This is a genomic window from Pseudomonas sp. SLBN-26 (assembly GCF_006715895.1).
Lineage (GTDB): Bacteria > Pseudomonadota > Gammaproteobacteria > Pseudomonadales > Pseudomonadaceae > Metapseudomonas > Metapseudomonas otitidis.
Window position 1 is genome coordinate 4740314 of the sequence record NZ_VFOB01000001.1, and the last position, 21265, is coordinate 4761578.

Annotated in this window: 19 protein-coding genes and 2 riboswitches; of the genes, 9 read left to right on the forward strand and 10 right to left on the reverse strand. The window is 65.3% G+C overall.

Annotation, left to right across the window (positions count from 1 at the left end; all coding sequences use genetic code 11):
• Window positions 1–255, forward strand: coding sequence for a glutaredoxin 3 (grxC, locus tag FBY21_RS21975; RefSeq protein WP_044405413.1), 255 nt, complete (start codon window positions 1–3; stop codon window positions 253–255).
• A gap of 36 nt (window positions 256–291) precedes the next feature.
• On the forward strand, window positions 292–762 hold the full coding sequence (secB, locus tag FBY21_RS21980; RefSeq protein WP_044405414.1) for a protein-export chaperone SecB: 471 nt from the start codon (window positions 292–294) through the stop codon (window positions 760–762).
• A 66-nt stretch (window positions 763–828) separates the two neighbouring features.
• Here the strand turns inward: secB and FBY21_RS21985 are convergent, their stop codons facing one another.
• Complete coding sequence (locus FBY21_RS21985; RefSeq protein ID WP_142013657.1) at window positions 829–1290, reverse strand: tRNA (cytidine(34)-2'-O)-methyltransferase; 462 nt, start codon at window positions 1288–1290, stop codon at window positions 829–831.
• Window positions 1291–1354: 64 nt separating this feature from the next.
• Here FBY21_RS21985 and FBY21_RS21990 point away from each other — a divergent pair, with 64 nt between their 5' ends.
• Window positions 1355–1729, forward strand: coding sequence for a hypothetical protein (locus FBY21_RS21990; protein WP_232060772.1), 375 nt, complete (start codon window positions 1355–1357; stop codon window positions 1727–1729).
• A gap of 718 nt (window positions 1730–2447) precedes the next feature.
• Here FBY21_RS21990 and ntrC read toward each other — a convergent pair.
• The 5 genes from ntrC to glnA form a co-directional block, all read right to left on the reverse strand.
• Complete coding sequence (gene ntrC, locus FBY21_RS21995; RefSeq protein ID WP_142013659.1) at window positions 2448–3884, reverse strand: nitrogen regulation protein NR(I); 1437 nt, start codon at window positions 3882–3884, stop codon at window positions 2448–2450.
• Window positions 3881–4966: a nitrogen regulation protein NR(II) gene (gene glnL, locus FBY21_RS22000; RefSeq protein ID WP_044405420.1), complete on the reverse strand. Its 1086-nt coding sequence runs from the start codon at window positions 4964–4966 to the stop codon at window positions 3881–3883. Before glnL ends, ntrC begins: the two co-directional genes overlap by 4 nt.
• Window positions 4967–5155: 189 nt before the next feature.
• Window positions 5156–5773: a DUF4124 domain-containing protein gene (locus tag FBY21_RS22005; RefSeq protein ID WP_142013661.1), complete on the reverse strand. Its 618-nt coding sequence runs from the start codon at window positions 5771–5773 to the stop codon at window positions 5156–5158.
• Window positions 5774–5781: 8 nt separating this feature from the next.
• A complete protein-coding gene (locus tag FBY21_RS22010; RefSeq protein ID WP_142013663.1) occupies window positions 5782–6321 on the reverse strand; it encodes a DUF4124 domain-containing protein in 540 nt (179 codons plus the stop codon).
• 197 nt (window positions 6322–6518) lie between these two features.
• Window positions 6519–7922 carry a glutamate--ammonia ligase gene (glnA, locus tag FBY21_RS22015; RefSeq protein ID WP_044405511.1) on the reverse strand — a complete coding sequence of 468 codons (1404 nt, stop codon included), beginning with the start codon at window positions 7920–7922 and terminating at the stop codon, window positions 6519–6521.
• A gap of 331 nt (window positions 7923–8253) precedes the next feature.
• Here glnA and thiI point away from each other — a divergent pair, with 331 nt between their 5' ends.
• The 3 genes from thiI (at window position 8254) to FBY21_RS22030 (ending at window position 12072) form a co-directional block, all read left to right on the forward strand.
• Entirely contained in the window at window positions 8254–9708 is a 1455-nt protein-coding gene (gene thiI / locus FBY21_RS22020) for a tRNA uracil 4-sulfurtransferase ThiI (protein WP_044405426.1), read from the forward strand.
• A 129-nt stretch (window positions 9709–9837) separates the two neighbouring features.
• Window positions 9838–11655 (forward strand): translational GTPase TypA, encoded by a 1818-nt coding sequence (gene typA / locus FBY21_RS22025; RefSeq protein ID WP_044405428.1) that lies wholly within the window; start codon window positions 9838–9840, stop codon window positions 11653–11655.
• A gap of 144 nt (window positions 11656–11799) precedes the next feature.
• The gene (locus tag FBY21_RS22030) at window positions 11800–12072 is read left to right on the forward strand and encodes a hypothetical protein (protein ID WP_107330419.1); all 273 of its coding nucleotides are present in this window, start codon (window positions 11800–11802) and stop codon (window positions 12070–12072) included.
• 16 nt (window positions 12073–12088) lie between these two features.
• On the opposite strand, the gene FBY21_RS22035 is transcribed toward FBY21_RS22030, so the two are convergent.
• Together FBY21_RS22035 and FBY21_RS22040 are read right to left on the reverse strand one after the other, a co-directional pair.
• On the reverse strand, window positions 12089–12709 hold the full coding sequence (locus FBY21_RS22035) for a trimeric intracellular cation channel family protein (RefSeq protein WP_142013665.1): 621 nt from the start codon (window positions 12707–12709) through the stop codon (window positions 12089–12091).
• A 21-nt stretch (window positions 12710–12730) separates the two neighbouring features.
• A riboswitch (glycine riboswitch) is annotated at window positions 12731–12830 on the reverse strand.
• A riboswitch (glycine riboswitch) is annotated at window positions 12831–12921 on the reverse strand.
• Window positions 12922–12968: 47 nt separating this feature from the next.
• Window positions 12969–14612 (reverse strand): methyl-accepting chemotaxis protein, encoded by a 1644-nt coding sequence (locus FBY21_RS22040; protein ID WP_044405434.1) that lies wholly within the window; start codon window positions 14610–14612, stop codon window positions 12969–12971.
• A gap of 294 nt (window positions 14613–14906) precedes the next feature.
• On the opposite strand from FBY21_RS22040, the gene FBY21_RS22045 reads away from it, so the two are divergent.
• Window positions 14907–15671, forward strand: a complete 765-nt coding sequence (locus FBY21_RS22045; RefSeq protein ID WP_142013667.1) for a hypothetical protein — start codon at window positions 14907–14909, stop codon at window positions 15669–15671.
• Between the two features lie 78 nt (window positions 15672–15749).
• On the opposite strand, the gene FBY21_RS22050 is transcribed toward FBY21_RS22045, so the two are convergent.
• Entirely contained in the window at window positions 15750–17234 is a 1485-nt protein-coding gene (locus FBY21_RS22050; protein WP_142013669.1) for a M4 family metallopeptidase, read from the reverse strand.
• Window positions 17235–17773: 539 nt separating this feature from the next.
• Here FBY21_RS22050 and cptA point away from each other — a divergent pair.
• A complete protein-coding gene (gene cptA, locus FBY21_RS22055; RefSeq protein ID WP_142013671.1) occupies window positions 17774–19558 on the forward strand; it encodes a phosphoethanolamine transferase CptA in 1785 nt (594 codons plus the stop codon).
• 190 nt (window positions 19559–19748) lie between these two features.
• Window positions 19749–20657 (forward strand): DUF808 domain-containing protein, encoded by a 909-nt coding sequence (locus FBY21_RS22060; RefSeq protein WP_142013673.1) that lies wholly within the window; start codon window positions 19749–19751, stop codon window positions 20655–20657.
• 67 nt (window positions 20658–20724) lie between these two features.
• Here FBY21_RS22060 and FBY21_RS22065 read toward each other — a convergent pair whose 3' ends face one another.
• Window positions 20725–21123: a YkgJ family cysteine cluster protein gene (locus FBY21_RS22065; protein WP_142013676.1), complete on the reverse strand. Its 399-nt coding sequence runs from the start codon at window positions 21121–21123 to the stop codon at window positions 20725–20727.
• Window positions 21124–21265 lie beyond the last annotated feature (142 nt).

Below are 21265 nucleotides of genomic sequence, written 5' to 3' on the forward strand. Positions count from 1 at the left end.
ATGCCGAACGTCGTCATCTATTCCAGCGACTGGTGCCCCTACTGCATGCGAGCCAAGCAGCTGCTGCAGAGCAAGGGCGTCCAGTACGAAGAGATCAAGGTGGACGGGAAGCCCGATGTACGCGCCGAGATGACCCGCAAGGCGGGCCGCACCTCGGTGCCCCAGATCTGGATCGGCCCGACCCATGTGGGCGGCTGTGACGACCTCTATGCCCTGGAGCGGGCCGGGAAGCTGGATGCCCTGCTCGAGGCTTGACCCTCCGGTAACGGACGAACAAGAAGGTTCTGCCAAATGACTGAACAAGCAAACGGCGCTTCCCAGGAAGCCGCACCGCAATTCTCCCTGCAGCGCATCTACGTGCGTGACCTGTCCTTCGAGGCCCCCAAGAGCCCCGAGATCTTCCGCCAGGAGTGGTCCCCCAGCGTCGCGCTGGACCTGAACACCCGCCAGAAGAACCTGGACGGCGACTTCTACGAAGTCGTGCTGACCCTGTCCGTGACCGTGAAGAACGGCGAGGAAACCGCCTTCATCGCTGAAGTGCAGCAGGCCGGCATCTTCCTGATCAAGGGCCTGGATGCGGCGTCCATGAGCCACACCCTGGGCGCCTTCTGCCCGAACATCCTGTTCCCCTATGCTCGCGAAACCCTGGACAGCCTGGTGGTGCGCGGCTCCTTCCCGGCGCTGATGCTCTCCCCGGTGAACTTCGATGCCCTGTACGCCCAGGAAATGGCGCGTATCCAGGGTGGCGAAGCCCAGGCCTGAGCCGTTCCGGCTCCATGAAAAAGCGCCCTTCGGGGCGCTTTTTTGTTGGCGGCGACCGGCCCGGGGTCAGTCCAGGCAGAAGCCGTGCTGGCGCCAGGCCTCGTAGACCGCCACGGCGACGCTGTTGGAGAGGTTCAGGCTGCGGCAGCCCGGGCGCATCGGCAGGCGCAGGCGCTGGGATTCGGGCAGTGCGTTGCGCACGTCGTCCGGCAGGCCGCGGCTCTCCGGGCCGAAGAGAAACGCGTCGCCCTTCTCGAAGGCGACATCGTGGAACAGCCGGCTGCCCTTGGTGGTGAAGGCGAACACCCGGGGTTGGCCGAGGCTGGCCAGGCAGCTGTCCAGGTCGGGATGACGCCGCAGGGTGGCGTACTCGTGGTAGTCCAGCCCGGCACGGCGTAGGCGCTTGTCGTCCAGCTCGAAGCCCAGGGGCTCGATCAGGTGCAGGTCGCAGCCCGAGTTGGCACACAGCCTGATAATGTTGCCCGTGTTTGGCGGGATTTCCGGTTGAAAGAGGATGACGTGGAACATGCGTGGCCCCGAGCCCGAAACAGGGCGGCATTCTAGCGCCGAAAAGGACGAGCGTAGGCGTCTGTTGCCGCGCTTCATCGGCTCGCTGGCGATCTTCGGCCTGCTGCTGGGAATGATGATCGGCCGCCTCACCGAACCCGAGCCCACCCGCCTGGAGCGTATCGAGGTGGCCGAGGGTGGCCTGGTGCTGTGGTTCAACCGCACGCCGCGCCAGACCGCCGAGCACCGTGACGGCGCACTGGCCTTCGTCTTCGAAGCGCGCGCCCAGTCGGCCCAGGGGCGCCTGCAGATGGCGGGGCGACCGGTGAACTGGCGATTGCAGATGACGCCCGCCGGGGCGGTGCTGCACTTCGTGGCCATGCGCCCGTTGAAGGGCGAGTGGCAGGGGGCTTGGGTGGACGGCCAGTGGCGCCTGTCCATCGACCTGCACGAAGGGTAGTGAAAAGAAAAGGGCTCCGGGCCTGCCTGTACCCGAAGCCCCTGAAGGCTGCTCGCCACGGTGCGTGGCTGGAGCGCTACAAGAAAGGGGATTCCCCGGCCTGCCTGTACCAAGGTCCCCGAAAGGGTTTGCCCGTTGCCGCGCCTGGGGCGGCGGCTGCGAGCGGCTGTAAGAAGGGGGATTCCCCGGCCTGCCTGTACCAAGGTCCCCGAAAGGGTCTTGCCCGTTGCCGTGCCTGGGGCGACGGCGGCGAGCGGTTGTAAGAAAGGGGAATCCCCGGCCTGCCTGTACCTGGGCCCCCGAAAGGGTTTGCCGCTGTTCGGTCGCGGAGCGGGGCTCGACGCGGGACCGGGCAGCGGGTGGTGCATATAAAGAGGGGGCTTCTCGGCCTGCCTGTACCAAGGGCCCCTGAAACTGTACGTACCAGGACCAATGCAGAGGCTGTGCCAAGTTGTGTTCCGGCGTGGTTCTGTCGGCTGTGGATAACGCTGCAAGCCAGTGGATACGCGGCCTGCAGCTTTACAGGCAGTGCCTTCGCGGAGGGGGTGAAGGGGCTCTGACAGGCAGACGCTGAGCCCGCGCTTCGGCACAGGGCTGGGGCATCTGATCGAACGGTTGCACAGGTGCGGGGCAGGCGGCTGATGCGTTGAAAGGCCTGCTGCAGAGCGATTGCCAATGAAAAGGCCGCCCGCAGGCGGCCTTGGAGGGCGGGGAGGGGTCAGGCGTCGTCGCCGTCGTCCTCGTCGGCACCGTCCACTTTCATGCCCAGCTCCTTGATCTTGCGGGTGAGGGTGTTGCGCCCCCAGCCCAGCAGCACGGCAGCGTCGCGGCGGCGGCCGGCGGTGTGCTTCAGGGCGGTCTCGATCATGATCCGCTCGAAGGCGGGTACGGCGGTGTCCAGCAGGCTGGACTGGCCACGGCCCAGGGCCTGGTCGGCCCATTGGCGCAGGGCCTGCTCCCAGTTGGTGACTGGCGCCGCGTCCTGGGGCTGGGTGAGCAGTTCCGGCGGCAGGTCGTCGACATGCACTTCGCGGCCCGAGGCCATCACGGTGATCCAGCGGCAGGTGTTCTCCAGCTGGCGCACGTTGCCCGGCCAGGGCAGGTTCTTCAGGTATTCCTCGGTCTCCGGCTTGAGCAGCTTGGGCTCCACGGCCAGTTCCTGCGCCGCGCGGGCGAGGAAGTGGCGGGCCAGGGCGGGGATGTCCTCGCGGCGGTCGGACAGCCGGGGAATGTGGATGCGGATGACGTTGAGGCGGTGGAACAGGTCCTCGCGGAACTTGCCAGCCTGCACCAGGTTTTCCAGGTTCTGGTGGGTGGCGGCGATGATGCGCACGTCCACCTTCACCGGGGTGTGGCCGCCCACGCGGTAGAACTCGCCATCGGCCAGCACCCGCAGCAGGCGGGTCTGGGTGTCGGCGGGCATGTCGCCGATCTCGTCGAGGAACAGGGTGCCGCCGTCGGCCTGCTCGAAGCGGCCACGGCGCTGGTTGGCCGCGCCGGTGAAGGCGCCTTTCTCATGGCCGAACAGCTCGGACTCCATCAGGTCCTTGGGGATCGCCGCCATGTTCAGGGCGATGAAGGGCGAGGCGGCGCGCGGGCTGTGGCGGTGCAGCGCATGGGCCACCAGCTCCTTGCCGGTGCCGGATTCGCCGTTGATCAGCACGGTGATGTTGGAGTGGCTGAGGCGGCCGATGGCACGGAACACCTCCTGCATCGCCGGCGCTTCGCCGATGATTTCCGGGGTGCGCGGCTGGTTGGCCGGGGCCACCAGGTTCTGCTGTTCCTGGGCGTGCTGGAAGGCGCGCTTGACCAGGGAAACGGCCTCGTCGACGTCGAACGGCTTGGGCAGGTACTCGAAGGCGCCGCCCTGGTAGGAGGCGACTGCGCTGTCCAGGTCGGAATGGGCGGTCATGATGATCACCGGCAGGCGCGGGTACATCTCACGGATGCGCGCCAGCAGGTCCAGGCCGCTGGCTCCGGGCATGCGGATGTCGGAGATGATCACGTCCGGCTGCTGCCGGGTCAGGCGGCTGAGCACGCTGTCGGCGCTGTCGAAGCTCTGGGTGGTCATGCCTTCCTGCTGCAGGGCCTTTTCCAGCACCCAGCGGATGGAGCGGTCGTCGTCGACGATCCAGACGGTTTCACTTCGGGTCATGAGGATGCGGCTCCTTGTTCCAGCGGCAGGAAGAGCGAGAAGACGGTGTGGCCGGGGTGGCTCTCACACTCGATCAGGCCCTGGTGCTGGCTGATGATGTTCTGGGCGATGGCCAGGCCGAGGCCGGTGCCGTCCGGGCGCCCGCTGACCATGGGGTAGAAGATGGTGTCCTGCAGCTCGGGGGGGATGCCCGGGCCGTTGTCGATGATCTCCACCTTGGCCACCAGGCGATGGCGGGTGTGACCGATGGTGAACTGGCGCAGGGTGCGGGTGCGCAGGGTGATGCGGCCCAGGCGCAGGTCGTTCTGGCCGGACAGGGCCTGCATGGCGTTGCGCACGATATTGAGCACGGCCTGGATCATCTGTTCCTTGTCGATGAACACGTCCGGGATGCTCGGGTCGTAGTCGCGCACCAGGTTGACGCCGCCCTGGCTCTCGGCCTCCACCAGGCTGCAGACGCGCTCCAGCACCTCGTGGACGTTGGTCATGGCCAGCTGCGGCAGCTTGTTGGAGCCGAGCATGCGGTCCACCAGGTTCCGCAGGCGGTCGGCCTCTTCGATGATGACGTTGGTGTAGTCCTTCAGGCTTTCCTCGGGCAGCTCCCGGGCCAGCAACTGGGCAGCGCCACGGATGCCGCCCAGGGGGTTCTTGATCTCGTGGGCGAGGCCGCGCACCAGCAGCTTGGTGGTTTCCTGCTTGGAGAGTTGGGCCTCTTCCTTGGTGATGCGCAGCAGGCGGTCGCGGGGGTGTACTTCCAGCAGCAACAGGGTGGCGCCCTTGTTGAGGATGGGCGTCACCGCGTAGTCCACCGTGATGGTCTGCCCGGAGAGCGAGGTCAGCATGGCCTCGCGCTTGGTGAAGGGGTGGGCCTGTTCCACGGCCTGGCGCAGGGACGCCAGGGCCTCGGGGGATTCGGTGAACAGCTCGCTGATGAACTGGCCGTGGCTGCGCTGGCCGCTGACGGCCAGGAGCATTTCCGCCGCCGGGTTCATGTACTCAAGGCGCAGGTCGGCATTGAGCAGGATCACCGCGGTGGTCAGGTTGTCGAGCAGCAGTCGATGCAGGGCGTCGTTGATGGTCATGGGTCGGTCATCTCGGCGATGCGCGGGAAAATGCAAGAAGCAAACCAAGCCCTGAAAAGACGCGCGGAATGCCGCCCACAGCGGTGCCCGGCCACGCGACGGCGCATGCCGGGGCGCAGCGGGCGAACCAAAATGGGGAGAGTATAGAAAGTGGTGCGCCTGCTCGCACCGAAATGGTGCGAGGTGCGATCAGAGGAACGGCAGGATGCCGATGATGCCCTTGTCCGGCTCTTTCGGCTTGTCCTTCAGCGGGCATTCGGGGCGCACGCCCCAGTCGGCTTTCTTGCAGGGGTTCACGCGGCGTTTCTGGTCGAGGGATACGCGTTTCACGTGCACCGGCTGGTTGGGGGTGCGCTCCACCACGCGGCCCTGCGTGTCGATGATCTCCACCGCCAGCTGGTGGGTGCCCCGCTCCAGGTTGCTGAGGGGGAAGACCGGGCTGCGGCCGGGCTCGCCCTGGACGTTGCCGTCGAGCACCAGGCGGTAGTTGTGGCCGTCGCGCAGTACCGGATCGCTGGTGGCGGTGACGATCAGGCCGCCGTCGCCGGTGACGGTGGCATCAGGCTCGGGGATCAGGATGCGCAGCACCTGGTAGCCCTGCTCCCGTGGGATGGGGGCGGGCGGCGCCACCAGTGGCGCACCGCGCTGCGGGGTCATGGCGTTGGAGGGGGCCAGTTCGATGCGTTTGGCATTGCCGGGCTTGGGCTGGTCGGTGAAGACGCGGTTTCCCTCCTCGTCGATGTAGGTGTAGACCTGGGCGACGGCGGGCAGGCTGGCGAGAAGCAGGCAGAACAGGAGCGTGCGCATGGGGCGGGCTAGGTTCTCGGCGTGGGTTGCGGGCGCAGGGCCGGGCTTTTGAGGTCGACCCGCTGCAGGGTGAAGGTCTGGGTGTCGCTCTGCTGCACTACCTTCTCGCCCTCCATCACCTGGACGGACACGCTGTGCTCGCCACGGCTGGCGTTGGTGACCTGCAGGCGCGGGACATTGGCGGGGCTGCCATAAGGTTTGCCATCCATCACCAGGCGCAGACTGTGGCCGGGCTGCAGGCGCGGTTTGATGCGCACATCGAGGGTGAACGAGCCGTTGTTGGCGCGCAGGGCTTCGTCGTTGGGCAACACCAGGCTCAATTGCTCGTAGGCGGCGCTGACCTTCTTCTCGGGTTCGGCCGGCGGCGGGGCAACGGGTTTCTGGGCCTCGACGGTGTTGGTCGGCGGCAGGTCGACCGTTTCCACCTTGCCCCCTTCCGGCGGCTGGTTGGTGAACACGGTATGGCCGTTGGCGTCGGTGTACTTGTAGATCTGCGCGCTGGCGGGCAGGGCGAGCGTCAGCAGCAGGCAGGCGAGCATGGGGCGCATGGCCGGTCTCTCCGGATGGGAATGGCGCTAAGCCTTGCACCGGTGGGCGGTGCTGGCAAGTTCGGGCTGCCGGTGCTGTGCGGTGTCGCCGAAAACCCGGGCCGGGAACGGGGTTGCGGGGATGAAAAAAGGCCTCCCGAAGGAGGCCTCTCGAAACGTGCCGCTGGTGCGGCACTCTGCCTGGGCAGGCGACTGGATCAGACGCTGTAGTACAGGTCGTATTCCAGCGGGTGCACGAAGGTGCGCACCTTGATCTCTTCTTCGCTCTTCAGCTCGATGTAGGCATCGATGAAGTCGTCGGAGAACACGCCGCCCTTGGTCAGGAAGGCACGGCCCTTGTCCAGCTCTTCCAAGGCTTCCTTCAGGCTGCCGCAGACCTGCGGGATCTCTTTCGCCTCTTCCGGCGGCAGGTCGTACAGGTTCTTGTCGGCGGCATCGCCGGGGTGGATCTTGTTCTGGATGCCGTCCAGGCCGGCCATCAGCAGGGCTGCGAAGCACAGGTAGGGGTTGGCAGCCGGGTCCGGGAAGCGCGCTTCGATGCGGCGGGCTTTCGGGCTGTTGACGTACGGGATGCGGATCGAGGCGGAACGGTTGCGGGCGGAGTAGGCCAGCATGACCGGGGCTTCGAAGCCGGGCACCAGACGCTTGTAGGAGTTGGTGGACGGGTTGGTGAAGCCGTTCAGCGCCTTGCCGTGCTTGATGATGCCGCCGATGAAGTACAGGGCGGTATCGGACAGGCCGGCATAGCCTTCGCCAGCGAAGGTGTTCTTGCCATCCTTGGAGATGGACATGTGAACGTGCATGCCCGAGCCGTTGTCGCCGTACAGGGGCTTCGGCATGAAGGTCACGGTCTTGCCGTAGGCGTCGGCGACGTTGTGCACGCAGTACTTCAGGGTCTGGACTTCGTCAGCCTTGGCAACGAGGGTGTTGAACTTCACACCGATCTCGTTCTGGCCGGCGGTGGCCACTTCGTGGTGGTGAACTTCGACCACCAGGCCCATTTCTTCCAGGGCGTTGCACATGGCGGTACGGATTTCGTGGTCGTGGTCGACCGGCGGTACCGGGAAGTAGCCGCCCTTCACGCCCGGACGGTGGCCCTTGTTGCCGCCTTCGATGTCGGCGTCGGTGTTCCAGGAGGCCTGTTCGGAGAAGATCTTGAACATGGAGCCGGAGATGTCGGACTTGAACTTCACTTCGTCGAAGATGAAGAACTCGGGCTCCGGACCGACGAATACGGTGTCACCGATACCGGTGGACTTCAGGTATTCCTCGGCGCGACGGGCGATGGCGCGCGGGTCGCGGTCGTAGCCTTGCATGGTGCTCGGCTCGATGATGTCGCAGACCAGGATCAGGGTCGGCTCTTCGGTGAAGGGGTCCAGGACGGCGGTGCTGTCATCCGGCAGCAGGATCATGTCGGAGGCTTCGATACCTTTCCAGCCGGCGATGGACGAACCGTCGAACATCTTGCCGTGTTCGAAGAAATCGTCGTCGGCGTCACGGGCCGGCATGGTCACGTGCTGCTGCTTGCCTTTGGTGTCGGTGAAGCGCAGATCAATCCACTTCACGTCGTGTTCTTTAATCAGTTGAAGCGACTTCGACATGTTGTCCTCCAGGTGGATGAGGGCGGCATTCATGCGACCCCCAATAAAGGTGAAGCCGGGGCGGGATAGTCCGCCAGGGCGACCTGCCTCACAAGGGAGCAATTTGCGTGCCAGTGCCCAGGAATGGGCCGGAGCCCCACAGCTCAGGCGGGCCGGGGACTGCGGCCGGTTTGTGCACAGTTTTGCGCACCATAAACGTGCCAGTTTGATGTGTCGTGCACCGTATTGGTGCTCGATTGTGGTGCGTGATTGATTTTGGTCAAAGCTTGAACAATTTCCGCTATAATCCGCGCCCCTCTTTTTCCGTCGCCTTTGCGGGCGCAGTTTTTCCATGAAACTCATCATCAAGGTCTTCCCAGAAATCACCATCAAGAGCCGGCCGGTGCGCAAGCACTTCATCCGCCAGCTCGCGAAGAACATCCGGTCCGTGCTGCGCGACCTCGACCCGGATGTCGAGGTGTCTGGCGTCTGGGACAACCTGGAGCTGGTGACCCAGTGCACCGAGCCCAAGCTGCTGGCCGAGATGATCGAGCGCCTGAGCTGCACGCCGGGCATCACCCATTTCCTGGAAATCAACGAATACCCGCTGGGTGATTTCGACGACGTCTTCGAGAAGTGCAAGCTGCACTACGCCGACCAGCTGCCCGGCAAGATCTTCGCCGTGCGCTGCAAGCGTGCCGGCAAGCACAGCTTCAGCTCCATGGAACTGGAGCGCCACGTCGGCAGCCGCCTGCGTCGCGAGTGCGGTGCCGCCGGCATCTCGCTGAAAAACCCGGAAGTGGAAGTGCGGATGGAAGTGCGAGACCAGCGCCTGTTCGTCATCCACCACCAGCACGAAGGCCTCGGCGGCTACCCGCTGGGCTCCCTGGAGCAGACCCTGGTGCTGATGTCCGGTGGTTTCGACTCCACCGTCGCCGCCTTCCAGATGATGCGCCGCGGCCTGATGACTCACTTCTGCTTCTTCAACCTCGGCGGCCGTGCCCATGAAGTGGGCGTGATGGAAGTGGCCCACTACCTGTGGGAGAAGTACGGCCGTTCCCAGCGAGTGCTGTTCATCAGCGTGCCCTTCGAGGAAGTGGTCGGCGAGATCCTCGGCAAGGTCGACAACAGCCAGATGGGCGTGGTGCTCAAGCGCATGATGCTGCGCGCCGCCACCCACATGGCGAAGAAGCTGCACATCGATGCCCTGGTGACCGGCGAGGCCATCTCCCAGGTGTCCAGCCAGACTCTGCCCAATCTCTCGGTGATCGACTCGGCCACCGACATGCTGGTACTGCGTCCGCTGATCGCCAGCCACAAGCAGGACATCATCGACACCGCCACCCGCATCGGCACCGCCGAGTTCGCCAAGCACATGCCCGAGTACTGCGGCGTGATCTCGGTGAACCCCACCACTCGCGCCAAGCCGGGCCGCATCGAGCACGAGGAAGAGCAGTTCGACATGGCCGTGCTGGAGCGCGCCCTGGAGCGCGCCCGCCTGGTGGCCATCGACCGCGTGATCGACGAGATGGGCCAGGACCTGCAGGTGGAGGAAGTGCGCGAGGCCCTGCCGGGGCAGATCATCCTCGACATCCGCCACCCCGACGCCCAGGAAGACGAGCCGCTGGCGCTGGAAGGCATCGACGTGCAAACGCTGCCCTTCTACGCGATCAACAGCCGCTTCAAGGACCTGGACGCCAACCGCCAGTACCTCCTGTATTGCGACAAGGGCGTCATGAGCCGCCTCCACGCTCACCACCTGCTCAGCGAGGGGCATACGAATGTGCGCGTTTATCGCCCGGCTTAAGCAGCCCGGGCTCTACGGCGGCAGCATCCGTCACCGCCCCCCCGACCGGCGGCCGCGCCGAATCGACTGATCTTCATACAGGCCGCCTAGACTCAGCGGCACACCGAATCCCCTGATCGAGATACACCCGTGATCGAAAAACTGCGCAACATCGCCATCATCGCCCACGTCGACCATGGCAAGACCACCCTGGTAGACAAACTGCTGAAGCTCTCTGGCACCCTCGACCGCAAAGAAGCGGAATCCGAGCGCGTGATGGACTCCAACGACCAGGAGAAAGAGCGCGGCATCACCATCCTGGCGAAGAACACCGCCATCAAGTGGAACGGCTACAACATCAACATCGTCGACACCCCCGGCCACGCCGACTTCGGTGGCGAGGTGGAGCGCGTGATGTCCATGGTGGACTCCGTGCTGCTGGTGGTCGACGCCCAGGACGGCCCCATGCCGCAGACCCGCTTCGTGACCCAGAAAGCCTTCAAGGCCGGCCTGCGTCCGATCGTCGTGGTCAACAAGATCGACCGTCCGGGCGCGCGTCCCGACTGGGTCATCGACCAGATCTTCGACCTGTTCGACAACCTCGGCGCCACCGACGAGCAGCTCGACTTCCCGATTGTCTACGCCAGCGCCCTGAACGGCATCGCCGGCCTCGACCACGAGAAGATGGACGACAACATGGACGCCCTGTTCCAGGCGATCATCGACCACGTCCCGGCCCCGGTGGTGGACACCGAAGGCCCGTTCCAGATGCAGATCTCCCAGCTGGACTACAACAGCTTCCTCGGCGTGATCGGCATCGGCCGCATCGCCCGCGGCAAGATCAAGACCAACACCCCGGTGGTGGCCGTCAGCGACGACGGCAGCAAGCGCAACGGCCGCGTCCTGAAGATCATGGGTCACTCCGGCCTGCAGCGCGTCGAAGTCGCCGAAGCCGAAGCCGGTGACATCGTCTGCGTCAGCGGCATGGACGAACTGTTCATCTCCGACACCCTGTGCGACCCGCAGAACGTCGAAGCCCTGCCGCCGCTGACCGTCGACCAGCCCACCGTGAGCATGACCTTCCAGGTCAACGACTCGCCCTTCGCCGGCAAGGAAGGCAAGTTCGTCACCAGCCGCAACATCAAGGACCGTCTGGAGAAGGAACTGCTGCACAACGTCGCCCTGCGCGTCGAAGCGGGCGATTCCGCCGAGAAGTTCAAGGTCTCCGGTCGTGGTGAGCTGCACCTGTCCGTACTGATCGAAACCATGCGCCGTGAAGGCTTCGAGATGGGCGTAGGTCGTCCGGAAGTGGTGATCATCGAGAAGGACGGCGAGAAGCAGGAGCCCTACGAGAACGTCACCATCGACATCGAAGAGCAGCACCAGGGCTCGGTGATGGAGCAGATGGGCCTGCGCAAGGGCGATCTGACCAACATGATCCCCGACGGCAAGGGCCGTGTACGCCTGGAATACACCATCCCGGCGCGTGGCCTGATCGGCTTCCGCAACAACTTCCTGACCCTGACCTCGGGCACCGGCATCCTGACCTCGACCTTCAGCCACTACGGCCCGATCAAGGCCGGCGAAGTCACCAACCGTCAGAACGGCGTACTGGTCTCCATGGCCACCGGCACCGCCCTGACCTACTCGCTGGAAACCCTGCAGAGCCGCGGCAAGCTGTTCCTCGCCCCGGGCGACGAGATCTACGAAGGCCAGCTGTGCGGCATCAACAGCCGCGACAACGACCTAGTGATCAACCCCACCAAGGGCAAGAAGCTCGACAACATGCGCGCTTCCGGCAAGGACGAAGTCATCGCCCTGGTTCCGCCGATCAAGTTCACCCTGGAACAGGCGCTGGAATTCATCGCCGACGACGAGCTGGTGGAAGTGACGCCGAAGTCCATCCGCCTGCGCAAGAAAATGCTGAACGAGAACGACCGCAAGCGCTACGAGCGCAGCAAGGTCTGATCTCCGATCAGTAACTGAAAAGCCCCCGCCGGATCGCTCCGGCGGGGGCTTTTTGTTGGGTGTGTCGCGGTGCTGTCCAGGTGTTGTGCGCTGGCTGTACCGTATGCGTCGGTCTTCCAATCAGCGTGATTTGCAAGGGACTGTATGGACTCTCCCAATTTCCTCATGCCCATGCTGGTGGTCAGCTCTCTGATCGTCGCCAGCCTGATCCTGCTTCCTTTCATGGTCGTACGGCTGACTCAGCCCCGTTGGGCGCTTTTCAAGTCTGCAATCGAGTTCGTTCTCATGGCCTGCCTTCTTTCGGCCCTGTTTACCGGGGCTGTCGGCGTACCCGTTGCACTCGCTCTTGCGGTGCTCAGCCACCGCCGCCGTGCTTCACGATACGCCGCGTCCTCTCCCGGTCCGGAGGAGAGCTGAGGCGGCGCCGAAAGGGCTAGTGCTCCCACCGCCCCGGCGCATAGGAAAACATCGGCAGCGACCAGCCGAAGCGGATCGCCGACAGCCTCAGCAGCAGGCCGACGCTGAAGGAGGCGAGCAGGTTGATGTCCTCGTTCACGCCCTGCTGGCGCAGGCCCAGGTAGAGCAGGGCGACCAGCAGGGAGACGCTGGCGTAGAGCTCCTGGCGCAGCACCTGCGGGGTGCGGTTGCAGAGGATGTCGCGGAGGATGCCGCCAAAGATGCCGGTGATGATCCCGGCCATCGCCACCACCGGCAGCGCGTAGTCCAGGCCCAGGGCGACGTTGCAGCCGATCACCGTGAAGGCGATCAGGCCCATGGCATCGAGCACCAGGAACAGCTGCCGCAGGTGGTGCATGAAGCGTGACAGCAGTATGGCCATTAGGCCGGCGCCTATGGTGAGGAAGATGTACTCGGGGTGCTGGGTCCAGCTCACCGGATAGTGGCCGAGGAGGATGTCGCGGACGGTGCCGCCGCCCAGGGCGGTGAGGAAGGCGATGAGGCTGACGCCGAACAGGTCCATGTTGCGGCGACCGGCAGCGAGGGCGCCGGACATGGCTTCTGCACAGATGGCGATCAGGTAGACAGAGGTAAGCACACAGAACTCCTGCGTTGTGCTGCCCCTCCCCCTGTCCTGTGTACCTGAGAGTTTCTACGGCGTGTGCCGTTTGCCCCTTCGGTGGGCCGCTCGCCGGCGGCCGCTCTCCAGTTGGCGATCATGGAAATCCGCAGTGACTGCTGCCTGAGCGATTATGGGAGTTTGCGCCTTCGGCGGGAGCGCATGGCGCCCCTCTCTCCTGCGGGGCGCGGAGTATATGCGTTGCACCAAAGTTGTGCGAGCGGTCAGCTTCCCTGTGTCAGGTGCGGAACACGCCCAGCCCGCTCTTCAGGGCGCGGGCCGTATCGCCCAGTTCGGCGGCGGAATGGTTGATGGCGTCCACGTCCTGGCGGGTGTGCTCGAAGGCGCTGCGCATGTCCCCCAGGCGGCCGGACATGTCGGCCACCGCGTGCTGGATGTGTTCGCTGCTGGCCAGGGCCTGCTCGACGTTGGCGTTCACCTCGCCCATCTGGCGCACCAGGGTGTCCAGGGCGTCCAGCGCTTCGTCGGCATTGCCGGCCAGGGCGCGGGAACGCTCGGCGGTACTGCCCATGCGCTGGGCGATCTGGCGGATGGCGCCGGTCACCTGGTCGATCACCCGGTGGGCGTCGCTCAACACGCTCTTGGTCTGGCCCGCCAGCTTGCGCACCTCGTCGGCCACCACGGCGAAGCCCCGGCCGGCGTCCCCGGCGCGGGCGGCTTCGATGGCGGCGTTGAGGGCCAGCAGGTTGGTCTGTTCGGAGATGCCGGCGATCATCTGCAGCACCTGGCCGATCTGCTCCGCCTCGCGGCTGAGGCCGTCGAGGTCGGTGGCCAGTTCGATGTTGGACGAGGTGCTGCCGTGCACGTCGGCGATCAGCTGCTGCAGCTCCTGGTGGGCCCGGCTCAGCTCGCTGCTGGTGCGCTCGAGGTTGCTGCGCACCGCGCCGGCCAGGTTGGAGGATTGCCCGGCGGCCTGCTGGATGGACTGGCCGTGATGATCCACGTCCGCCAGCTGGTGGGCGGCCTGCTGGATCTGCTGGGTGATGTCGTCGGCGCGGCGGAGGAAGGTTTCCGCCAATTGCTGGTTGCTGTCGGCCATGCCGAGGGCGCCGGCAAGGGTCTGGCGCAGGTCCTGCAGCAGGCCGGACAGGCGCGTGCCCATCTGCCCCAGCTCGTCCTCGCTGGTGACGGCCAGCGGGCGGGAGAGGTCGCGGTTCTGGGCGATCTGGTTGAGCTGGCCGGTCAGGCCGCGAATGGCGTGCACCAGCATGCGGGTCACCAGCCAGGACAGCAGCAGGCCGATGCCCAGGGTCACGCTGCCGATCAGCAGCAGGCTGTGCAGGCTGTCGGTGATGGCCTGGTCGAGGCTGGTCAGGGTCACGTCCACGCCGACGACATAGGGCTGGCCGCTGGCAGTGCGCATCGGCAGGAAGATGGAGCGGAAGGTCCCGTAGCTGTCGGTGTATTCGTCGAACTGCGCCTGGCCGCTGCGGGCTGCCTGGATAACCGCCGGGCTGGCGTCCTTGTACTCCTCCAGGTGCTTGGCGTAGCTGTCGCTGGCGATCTCGTCGCCGCTGGCGCCGTCGGAGAGGTAGAAGACCCGGCCGCTGCCGTCGACCATCAGGGTGTAGGCGAACTTCAGGCCCACCTCGCCGGCGTACTCGCCCAGGTTGCGCACCTGCTGCAGGTACTCGCCCTCGCGCAGGCCGTCGGCGGTGCGCGTGCGTTCCAGGTAATCGTTGCCCAGCAGGCGCGGCACGGCATGGGCGGCGGCACGCAGGCGGTTGTCCATCTGCTCGCGGATGTCCAGCGACTTCACGTACTGCGCGTAGCTGATGAAGGTGGCGATGCTGATCAGGTTGACCAGGGTGATGGCCAGCAGAATCTTGGTCTGCAGGCTGACAGAACGCAGCGACGGCATGAGGTCAGTTCCATCCGAGAGGGGAGTCCGGCCGTCGTTGCGTCGGCCTACATTTTGTTTCGGAATACTCTGACAGAACTTGAGTGGCAAGTGGCCAGGTCGTGCCTGGGATTTCGAAGATTTTCCTCGCCCCCCCCCCTGGCCGTTCTTTTGTGTGACGCAGGCCCATGCTCAAGCGGGCGCCATCGGTAGAATGGCCACTCGCCATCACCGGGGTGGTGGCGTGTGCGCAATGGGTTGAGCAGCAAGGGTGAGGGGCCGGTATCCGGCGTCTTGCCAAGGAGAAGCAAGCCAGTGACTGGCCTGACGGTGGTGATTCTCGCTGCGGAGAGCGGCGTAAAGCGTGAGCGCTGGACCCGGGAGTCCGTGCCCAAGCAGTTGATCAAGGTGCGTGGCGAGACCCTCCTGGGTCGCACCCTGAGGATGCTGGAGGCCCGGGGCGTGCAGTGCCCCTGGTTGCTGACCGCCGACGAGGCCCTCGCCCGTCTGCCGGTACGGGCCTGGTGCCCGGTGCGCCGGGATACCAAGGCTGACAGCCTGCTGTCGATCCGCCCGCTGTGGCAGCGCGGCGACCTGCTGGTGCTCTACAGCGATGTGTATTACTCCGAGGCGGCCTTCGAGGCGATCTTCGCCGGCGCGGGTACCCGCTTCTTCGGGCGCGACGGCCGCAGTGCCTACACCTTCAAGAACTACGGCGAGCTGTTCGCCCTGCGCATCACCGCGGCGGACCGGCCCCGGGCGCGCCAGGCCCTGGAGGCGACCGTGGACTTCCACCGGCGTACCGGCAATCAGAGCTTCTGGACCTTCTACCGGTTGATGGCGGGGTTGCCCCTGGAGGATACGAAGGCCATCGAGCGGGATTGCTTCGTGGACATCCACGATGAGACCGACGACATCGACTTCGTCGAAGAGGTGCCGCAACTGCTGGCAGCCATCGACAAGCCGCTGAGCTGGCGAGTGCGTCATCTGCTGCGGCGTCTCAGCCTGCTGAACAAGAAGCGTCGGGATCGCAAGCGGCTCATCCTCGCTGGGGCGGGCAGTGTGCAGCCATCTGCCTAGGCGGGTGGTGCTTGTTCAGTCTGAGAAAACGCATGACCCCGGTAGTCCAGCACGCCGGGGTCATGCGTCAGGTCGGGGTTACAGCGCTGTCTTGCAGCTCACGCCCACGGCCTTGAACGCGTTGATCACATCCGCCGTCGGCAGGCTGCGGTTCTGCGCTGAGCGGATCACGCCGCAGGCACCCTGGTCGAAGTTGCTGGTCTCGGTCCAGTAGAAGCGGTTGGCGTCGACGAACACTTCGAAGGCCTTGCGGGTGTTCCAGCCGGTGGACTGGGCCAGCAGGTAGAAGGCCCGGTTGTACACCCCGCTGGCGTGGTGCACGTCGATGCCGTCGTAGTAGTCGCTGGCGTTGTCGATGGAACTGCCGTCACGGCTCGGCTGGTCCATGTAGCGCAGTGAGCCGGTGCCCTTGAAGATCTCGGCGCCCACCTTCCAGTCGTTCTGGCCTTTCATGTAGTACTCGGCGGCCTCGCCGGCCATGTCCGAGAAGGCCTCGTTCATGCCGCCCGACTGCCCCTCGTAGACCAGGCCGGAGTTCAGCTCGGTGAAGCCGTGGCTGACCTCGTGGGCCGACACGTCGAGGGAAACCAGCGGGTAGAAACGGTTCTTGCCGTCGCCGAAGGTCATCGCCTGGCCGTCCCAGAACGCGTTCTCGTAGCCGTTGCCGTAGTGGACCTTCATGTACAGCTTCTTCTCGTTCAGCGGGCGCAGGCCGCCGAACCAGTTGCCGTACATCTGGAACACCACGTTGCCGAAGTAGTGGGCGTCGTTGAGGGGCGAGTAGGCGCCGTTGGTCAGCTTGTACTCGTTGTACGGGCAGGCGAAGCGGAAGGGCTTGGTGCTGGTGTTGCTGGTGCTGTTGCCGAGGTTCACGGTGATCACGTCGCCGCTGTTCATCTCGCAGCGGTCATTGACGATCAGCGGGCCGTACTGGGTGCCGTACAGGTAGCGGCCGGTCTTGGTGTTGCCACCCGGGCCGGTGGCTTCGGCGTGGGCCAGGCCCTCCCAGCGGCGCAGCACCTCGCCGGTGTTGGCCTCGATCATCACATGGGGCCGCGACGGCTCCGGCCCGCCGACGAAGAACGAGACCACATAGGCCAGCTGGGCCTGCTTCTGCTCGTTCAGGCGCACCACCAGTTCGCTCTGCTCGTTGCTCACCGGCTGGCTGGTGTTCACCAGGCTGCGGGCCTGCTGCAGGGCCTGCTCGGCGCTGAGGGTCGGGGTGGCGTCGCGCACCAGGTCCTGCTCGATGCCGGCCACCAGTCGCCCGGCGCGCCGGGGCTGGCTGCCGGTGGCGGCCTCGGTGATGGCTTCGCCCCAGACGCGGACGCCCTTGTAGTACTGCTGGTAGCGGGTGACCTGCGTGCCGCTGGGCAGGCGGGTGCTCGATTCCTTGACCAGGTCATCGTCCGCCACGCCGAGGGCGGCGCGGATGTCGCCACCGGCCAGGCCGGAGCGCGGGGTGGGGAGGGTGGATACGTCGATCAGTTCCGCCGCGAATCCCATCGCGGGGGTGGCCAGGGCAGCCACGATCAACGAGTGCTGGAACAGTTTCCTTTGCATGGCGTGGTTCTCCTTTTTTGTTGGGAAACGGAGGGTGACTCCGTGTTGCTCCGGCGGCCTTGTGGGGGTGAGAGCGGAGCGAGACACCGCGCTGGCCCGGTGGGTGGCCCGGGCCAGGGCGATGAGCGCTTAGATATAGACGGGTGATTTCGAATATCAAAGATGTTCGAAGAGAATTTATTGATATCGAGTCAATTCAAAGAACTTAAGTCCTGCTTAAATCCTAGTGCGACAAGGGTTTCGCTGGGGTGACCCAAATTGGTGCAGTCAGGGAAGGCGACGAAAGGACGTGCAGCGAAGGGCGAGAGGTCGCCTGGAGCGTTATAGCCGGCTTCGACTTCTTGTGCGAGGCCGTTGGTCAAGTCGGCATTTTCGCCATAGCGTCCGTTAACCATGTCAGTTATATGGCGAATTGATGTCATCTACGTTGTGTCGGACGTGGGACTTTGCTTTGACGAAGTTTTCACAGGGGGTTCGGCACAGTCCCTTCGGATAGCGCCGACCCTGTCGGCATCCGAAGCTCGAACTGGGGAGTCTGTATGTCGCAAGCACAGGTTGCAGGGAAGCGCGGAAAGGTCGACTGGGCCGGCATTGGCCGGTTGTTCCTGTACTTCTGGCTGTTCTCAGGCCTCACCCAGACCCTGATCCTCGCCACCGGCACCAGTGGTTTCACCGGCTTCCGCCAGGCCTTCCTGCTGAGCGGTCTGTGGCTGATCCCGGTGCTGCTGTTCCCCGCCCGTACCCGGCTGATCGCCGGCGTCATCGGCGTGCTCCTGTGGCTCGCCTCCCTGCCGGCGTTCTTCTACTTCCTGGTGTACGGCCAGGAGTTCTCCCAGAGCGTCATCTTCATCATGTTCGAGTCCAACACCGCCGAGGCCAGCGAGTACCTGACCCAGTACCTCGCCTGGTGGATCCCGCTGGTGGTGCTGGCCTACGCCGGCGTGGCCTGGCTGCTGTGGCGCGGTCTGCGGCCGATCTACCTGCCCCGGCGTACCGCCTGGGTGGCCAGCCTGGTGCTGGGCATCGCCCTGCTGGGCTACCCGGTGACCCGGCAGATGGTGGTGAACGCCAACATGGCCGAAGCCATGGACGCCATCGACAAGCGCCTGGAACCGGCCGTGCCCTGGCAACTGGCCGTGGGCTACCGCCAGTACCGCCAGCAACTGTCGAACATGCAGGACCTGCTGGAAGGCAACCGCGCCGTCGCCACCCTGCCGGGCCTGAAGGACAGCCTCGGCAACGCGCCGGCCACCCTGGTGCTGGTCATCGGCGAGTCCACCAACCGCCAGCGCATGAGCCTGTACGGCTACCCTCGCGCCACCACGCCCAACCTCGACCGCCTGCGCAACGAGCTGCAGGTGTTCGACAACGTCGTCACCCCGCGCCCCTACACCATCGAGGCGCTGCAGCAGGTACTGACCTTCGCCGACGAGCAGCACCCCGACGCCTACCTGTCCACGCCTTCCATCGTCAACGTGATGAAGCAGGCCGGTTACAAGACCTACTGGATCACCAACCAGCAGACCCTGACCAAGCGCAACACCATGCTCACCACCTTCTCCAAGCAGGCGGACGAGCAGTTCTACCTGAACAACAACCGCAACCAGAACGCCCGCCAGTACGACGACGATGTCTTCGAGCCGTTCTCCAAGGTCCTGGCCGAGGACGCCCCGCGCAAGTTCATCGTGGTGCACCTGCTGGGTACCCACATGAGCTACCAGTACCGCTACCCGGAAGCGTTCGAGCGCTTCACCGACCGCCAGGGCGTGCCGCCGAACGTCACCGACGACCAGCTGCCCACCTACAACAGCTACGACAACGCCGTGCTGTTCAACGACCACGTGGTCTCCACCCTGATCGAGCGCTTCAAGGCCACCGACCCCAACGGCTTCCTGCTCTACCTGTCCGACCACGGTGAGGCGGTGTTCGACCCCGAGCACCCCACGGTGCTGGGGCGCAACGAGGCGGCGCCCACCTCGCCCATGTACACCATCCCCTTCATGGTCTGGACCAGCCCGAAGTGGAAGCGTGACCACCCGCAGCAAGTGGCCGGCGTCGAGTCGCGTCCGCTGAGCAGCAGTGCGCTGATCTACACCTGGGCGGACCTGGCGGGCCTGCGCTTCGACACCTTCGACCCCAGTCGCAGCGTGGTGAATGCCGCGTTCAAGGAGCGCCCGCGGCTGATCGGCAACCCGGACCAGCCCAAGTCGCTGATCGACTTCAGCCTGATCAAGCCAAAGCCCAAGGCGCCCGCCCCGGTGGAGGTGGCCCGTGAGGGCGATGAGGTGCCGCTCAAGAGCGGCCCGCCCAGCACCCGGGGCTGACCCCCAGCGGCCCGTGTCGGATGACGCGGGCCGTTTCGTTTCACCCCCTCGTCCGATCGCGCCGCTCTTCCATGAGCGGTGAGGGCGTCTTTTTTGTCGGTTTTTCCATCCCGTGCATGGAATGGGGCAGGGCGCTGTTGCATCATGCCGCCCCAGCGTTTCACCGCCCCAACCGACGAAGGATTCCCCCATGGCCGGAGCCAGCCTGCTCACCCTGATCGACGACATCGCCAGCGTGCTCGACGACGTTTCCCTCATGACCAAGGTCGCCGCGAAGAAGACTGCCGGCGTGCTGGGAGACGATCTCGCCCTCAATGCCCAGCAGGTTTCCGGCGTGCAGGCCGAGCGTGAGTTGCCGGTGGTGTGGGCCGTGGCCAAGGGCTCGGCGGTGAACAAGGCCATCCTGGTGCCGGCCGCGTTGCTGATCAGCGCCGTCGCTCCCTGGCTGGTGACCCCGCTGCTGATGGTGGGCGGCGCCTACCTCTGCTTCGAAGGCTTCGAGAAGCTCGCCCACAAGTGGCTGCACAGCGCCGAAGACGACGAGAAGGCCCATGCCGAACACGTTGACGCCCTGGCCAAGAGCGACGTCGACCTGGTGACTTTCGAGAAAGAGAAGATCAAGGGGGCCATCCGCACCGACTTCATCCTCTCGGCCGAAATCATCGCCATCACCCTCGGCACCGTCAGCGAGTCCAGCTTCGCCGTGCAGGTCGCGGTGCTGGTGGGCATCGCCGCGATCATGACCGCCGGTGTCTACGGCCTGGTGGCCGGCATCGTCAAACTCGACGACCTCGGTTTCTACCTGGTGCGCAAGGCCAGCGCGACGGCCCAGGCCATCGGTCGCGGCATCCTGCGGGCCGCGCCGTACATGATGAAGGCACTCTCGGTGATCGGTACCGCCGCGATGTTCCTGGTCGGTGGCGGCATCCTCACCCACGGCATTCCCGCTACCCATGAGCCGATCCACCACCTGGCCGAGGCCGCCGGGGCCGTTGGCGTGGCCGTCCCGACCCTGGTCAACGGCGTGGTCGGCATCCTCGCCGGCGCCGTGGTGCTGATGGGCGTGAGCCTGGTGAAGAAGGTGCTGGGCAAGGGCTGACCTTCAGCCGCCGCGCGTTCCCGGGCGGAAGCCCGGGCTGCAGGAGCCCCGCCTGGGGCGAGGGCGATCAGGCCTCGATCGGCTTGAAGGCGCAGTAGCCGGGGCGGGGGCCGATCTTCGGGTGGTTGCGGCAGGTTTCCGGGCGCTTGTCGTAGATGGTGCACAGGCGCGTCTTGCGGTTGAGGAAGTAGCAGTCGTTGTTGCTCATCCGCGTCAGGGTGAAGAGCCCGGTCTTCTGGTTGAAGCGCTCCACCACCCCGTCCTTCATCAGCCGCTTGGCGATGTTCTTCAACGGCTCGCCGCGCTCGAATTCGTCCACCAGCTCCATGCGGATCAGGTCGCTCAGGCGGGCTTCCACCGGCATGGTGCAGCAGCTGGAAACGCATGCGTGGCACATGCTTTTCTCGTAGCGGATCCAGGTTTCGGTGCGATCGAGATCGGCGCCGACGATCAGCAGGGTCTTCATGTCAGGGCAGGGTCAGGGCTTGGAGGGGCGCGCATCATAGCGGGATTGGCCAATTTGTGAACAGCGCGCCGCCGACCGGCGCGTGACGGCCCGAATTTCCGTGAAATTGCTGTGTCTGTGAGGCAACCGGCATTCGTCTGTA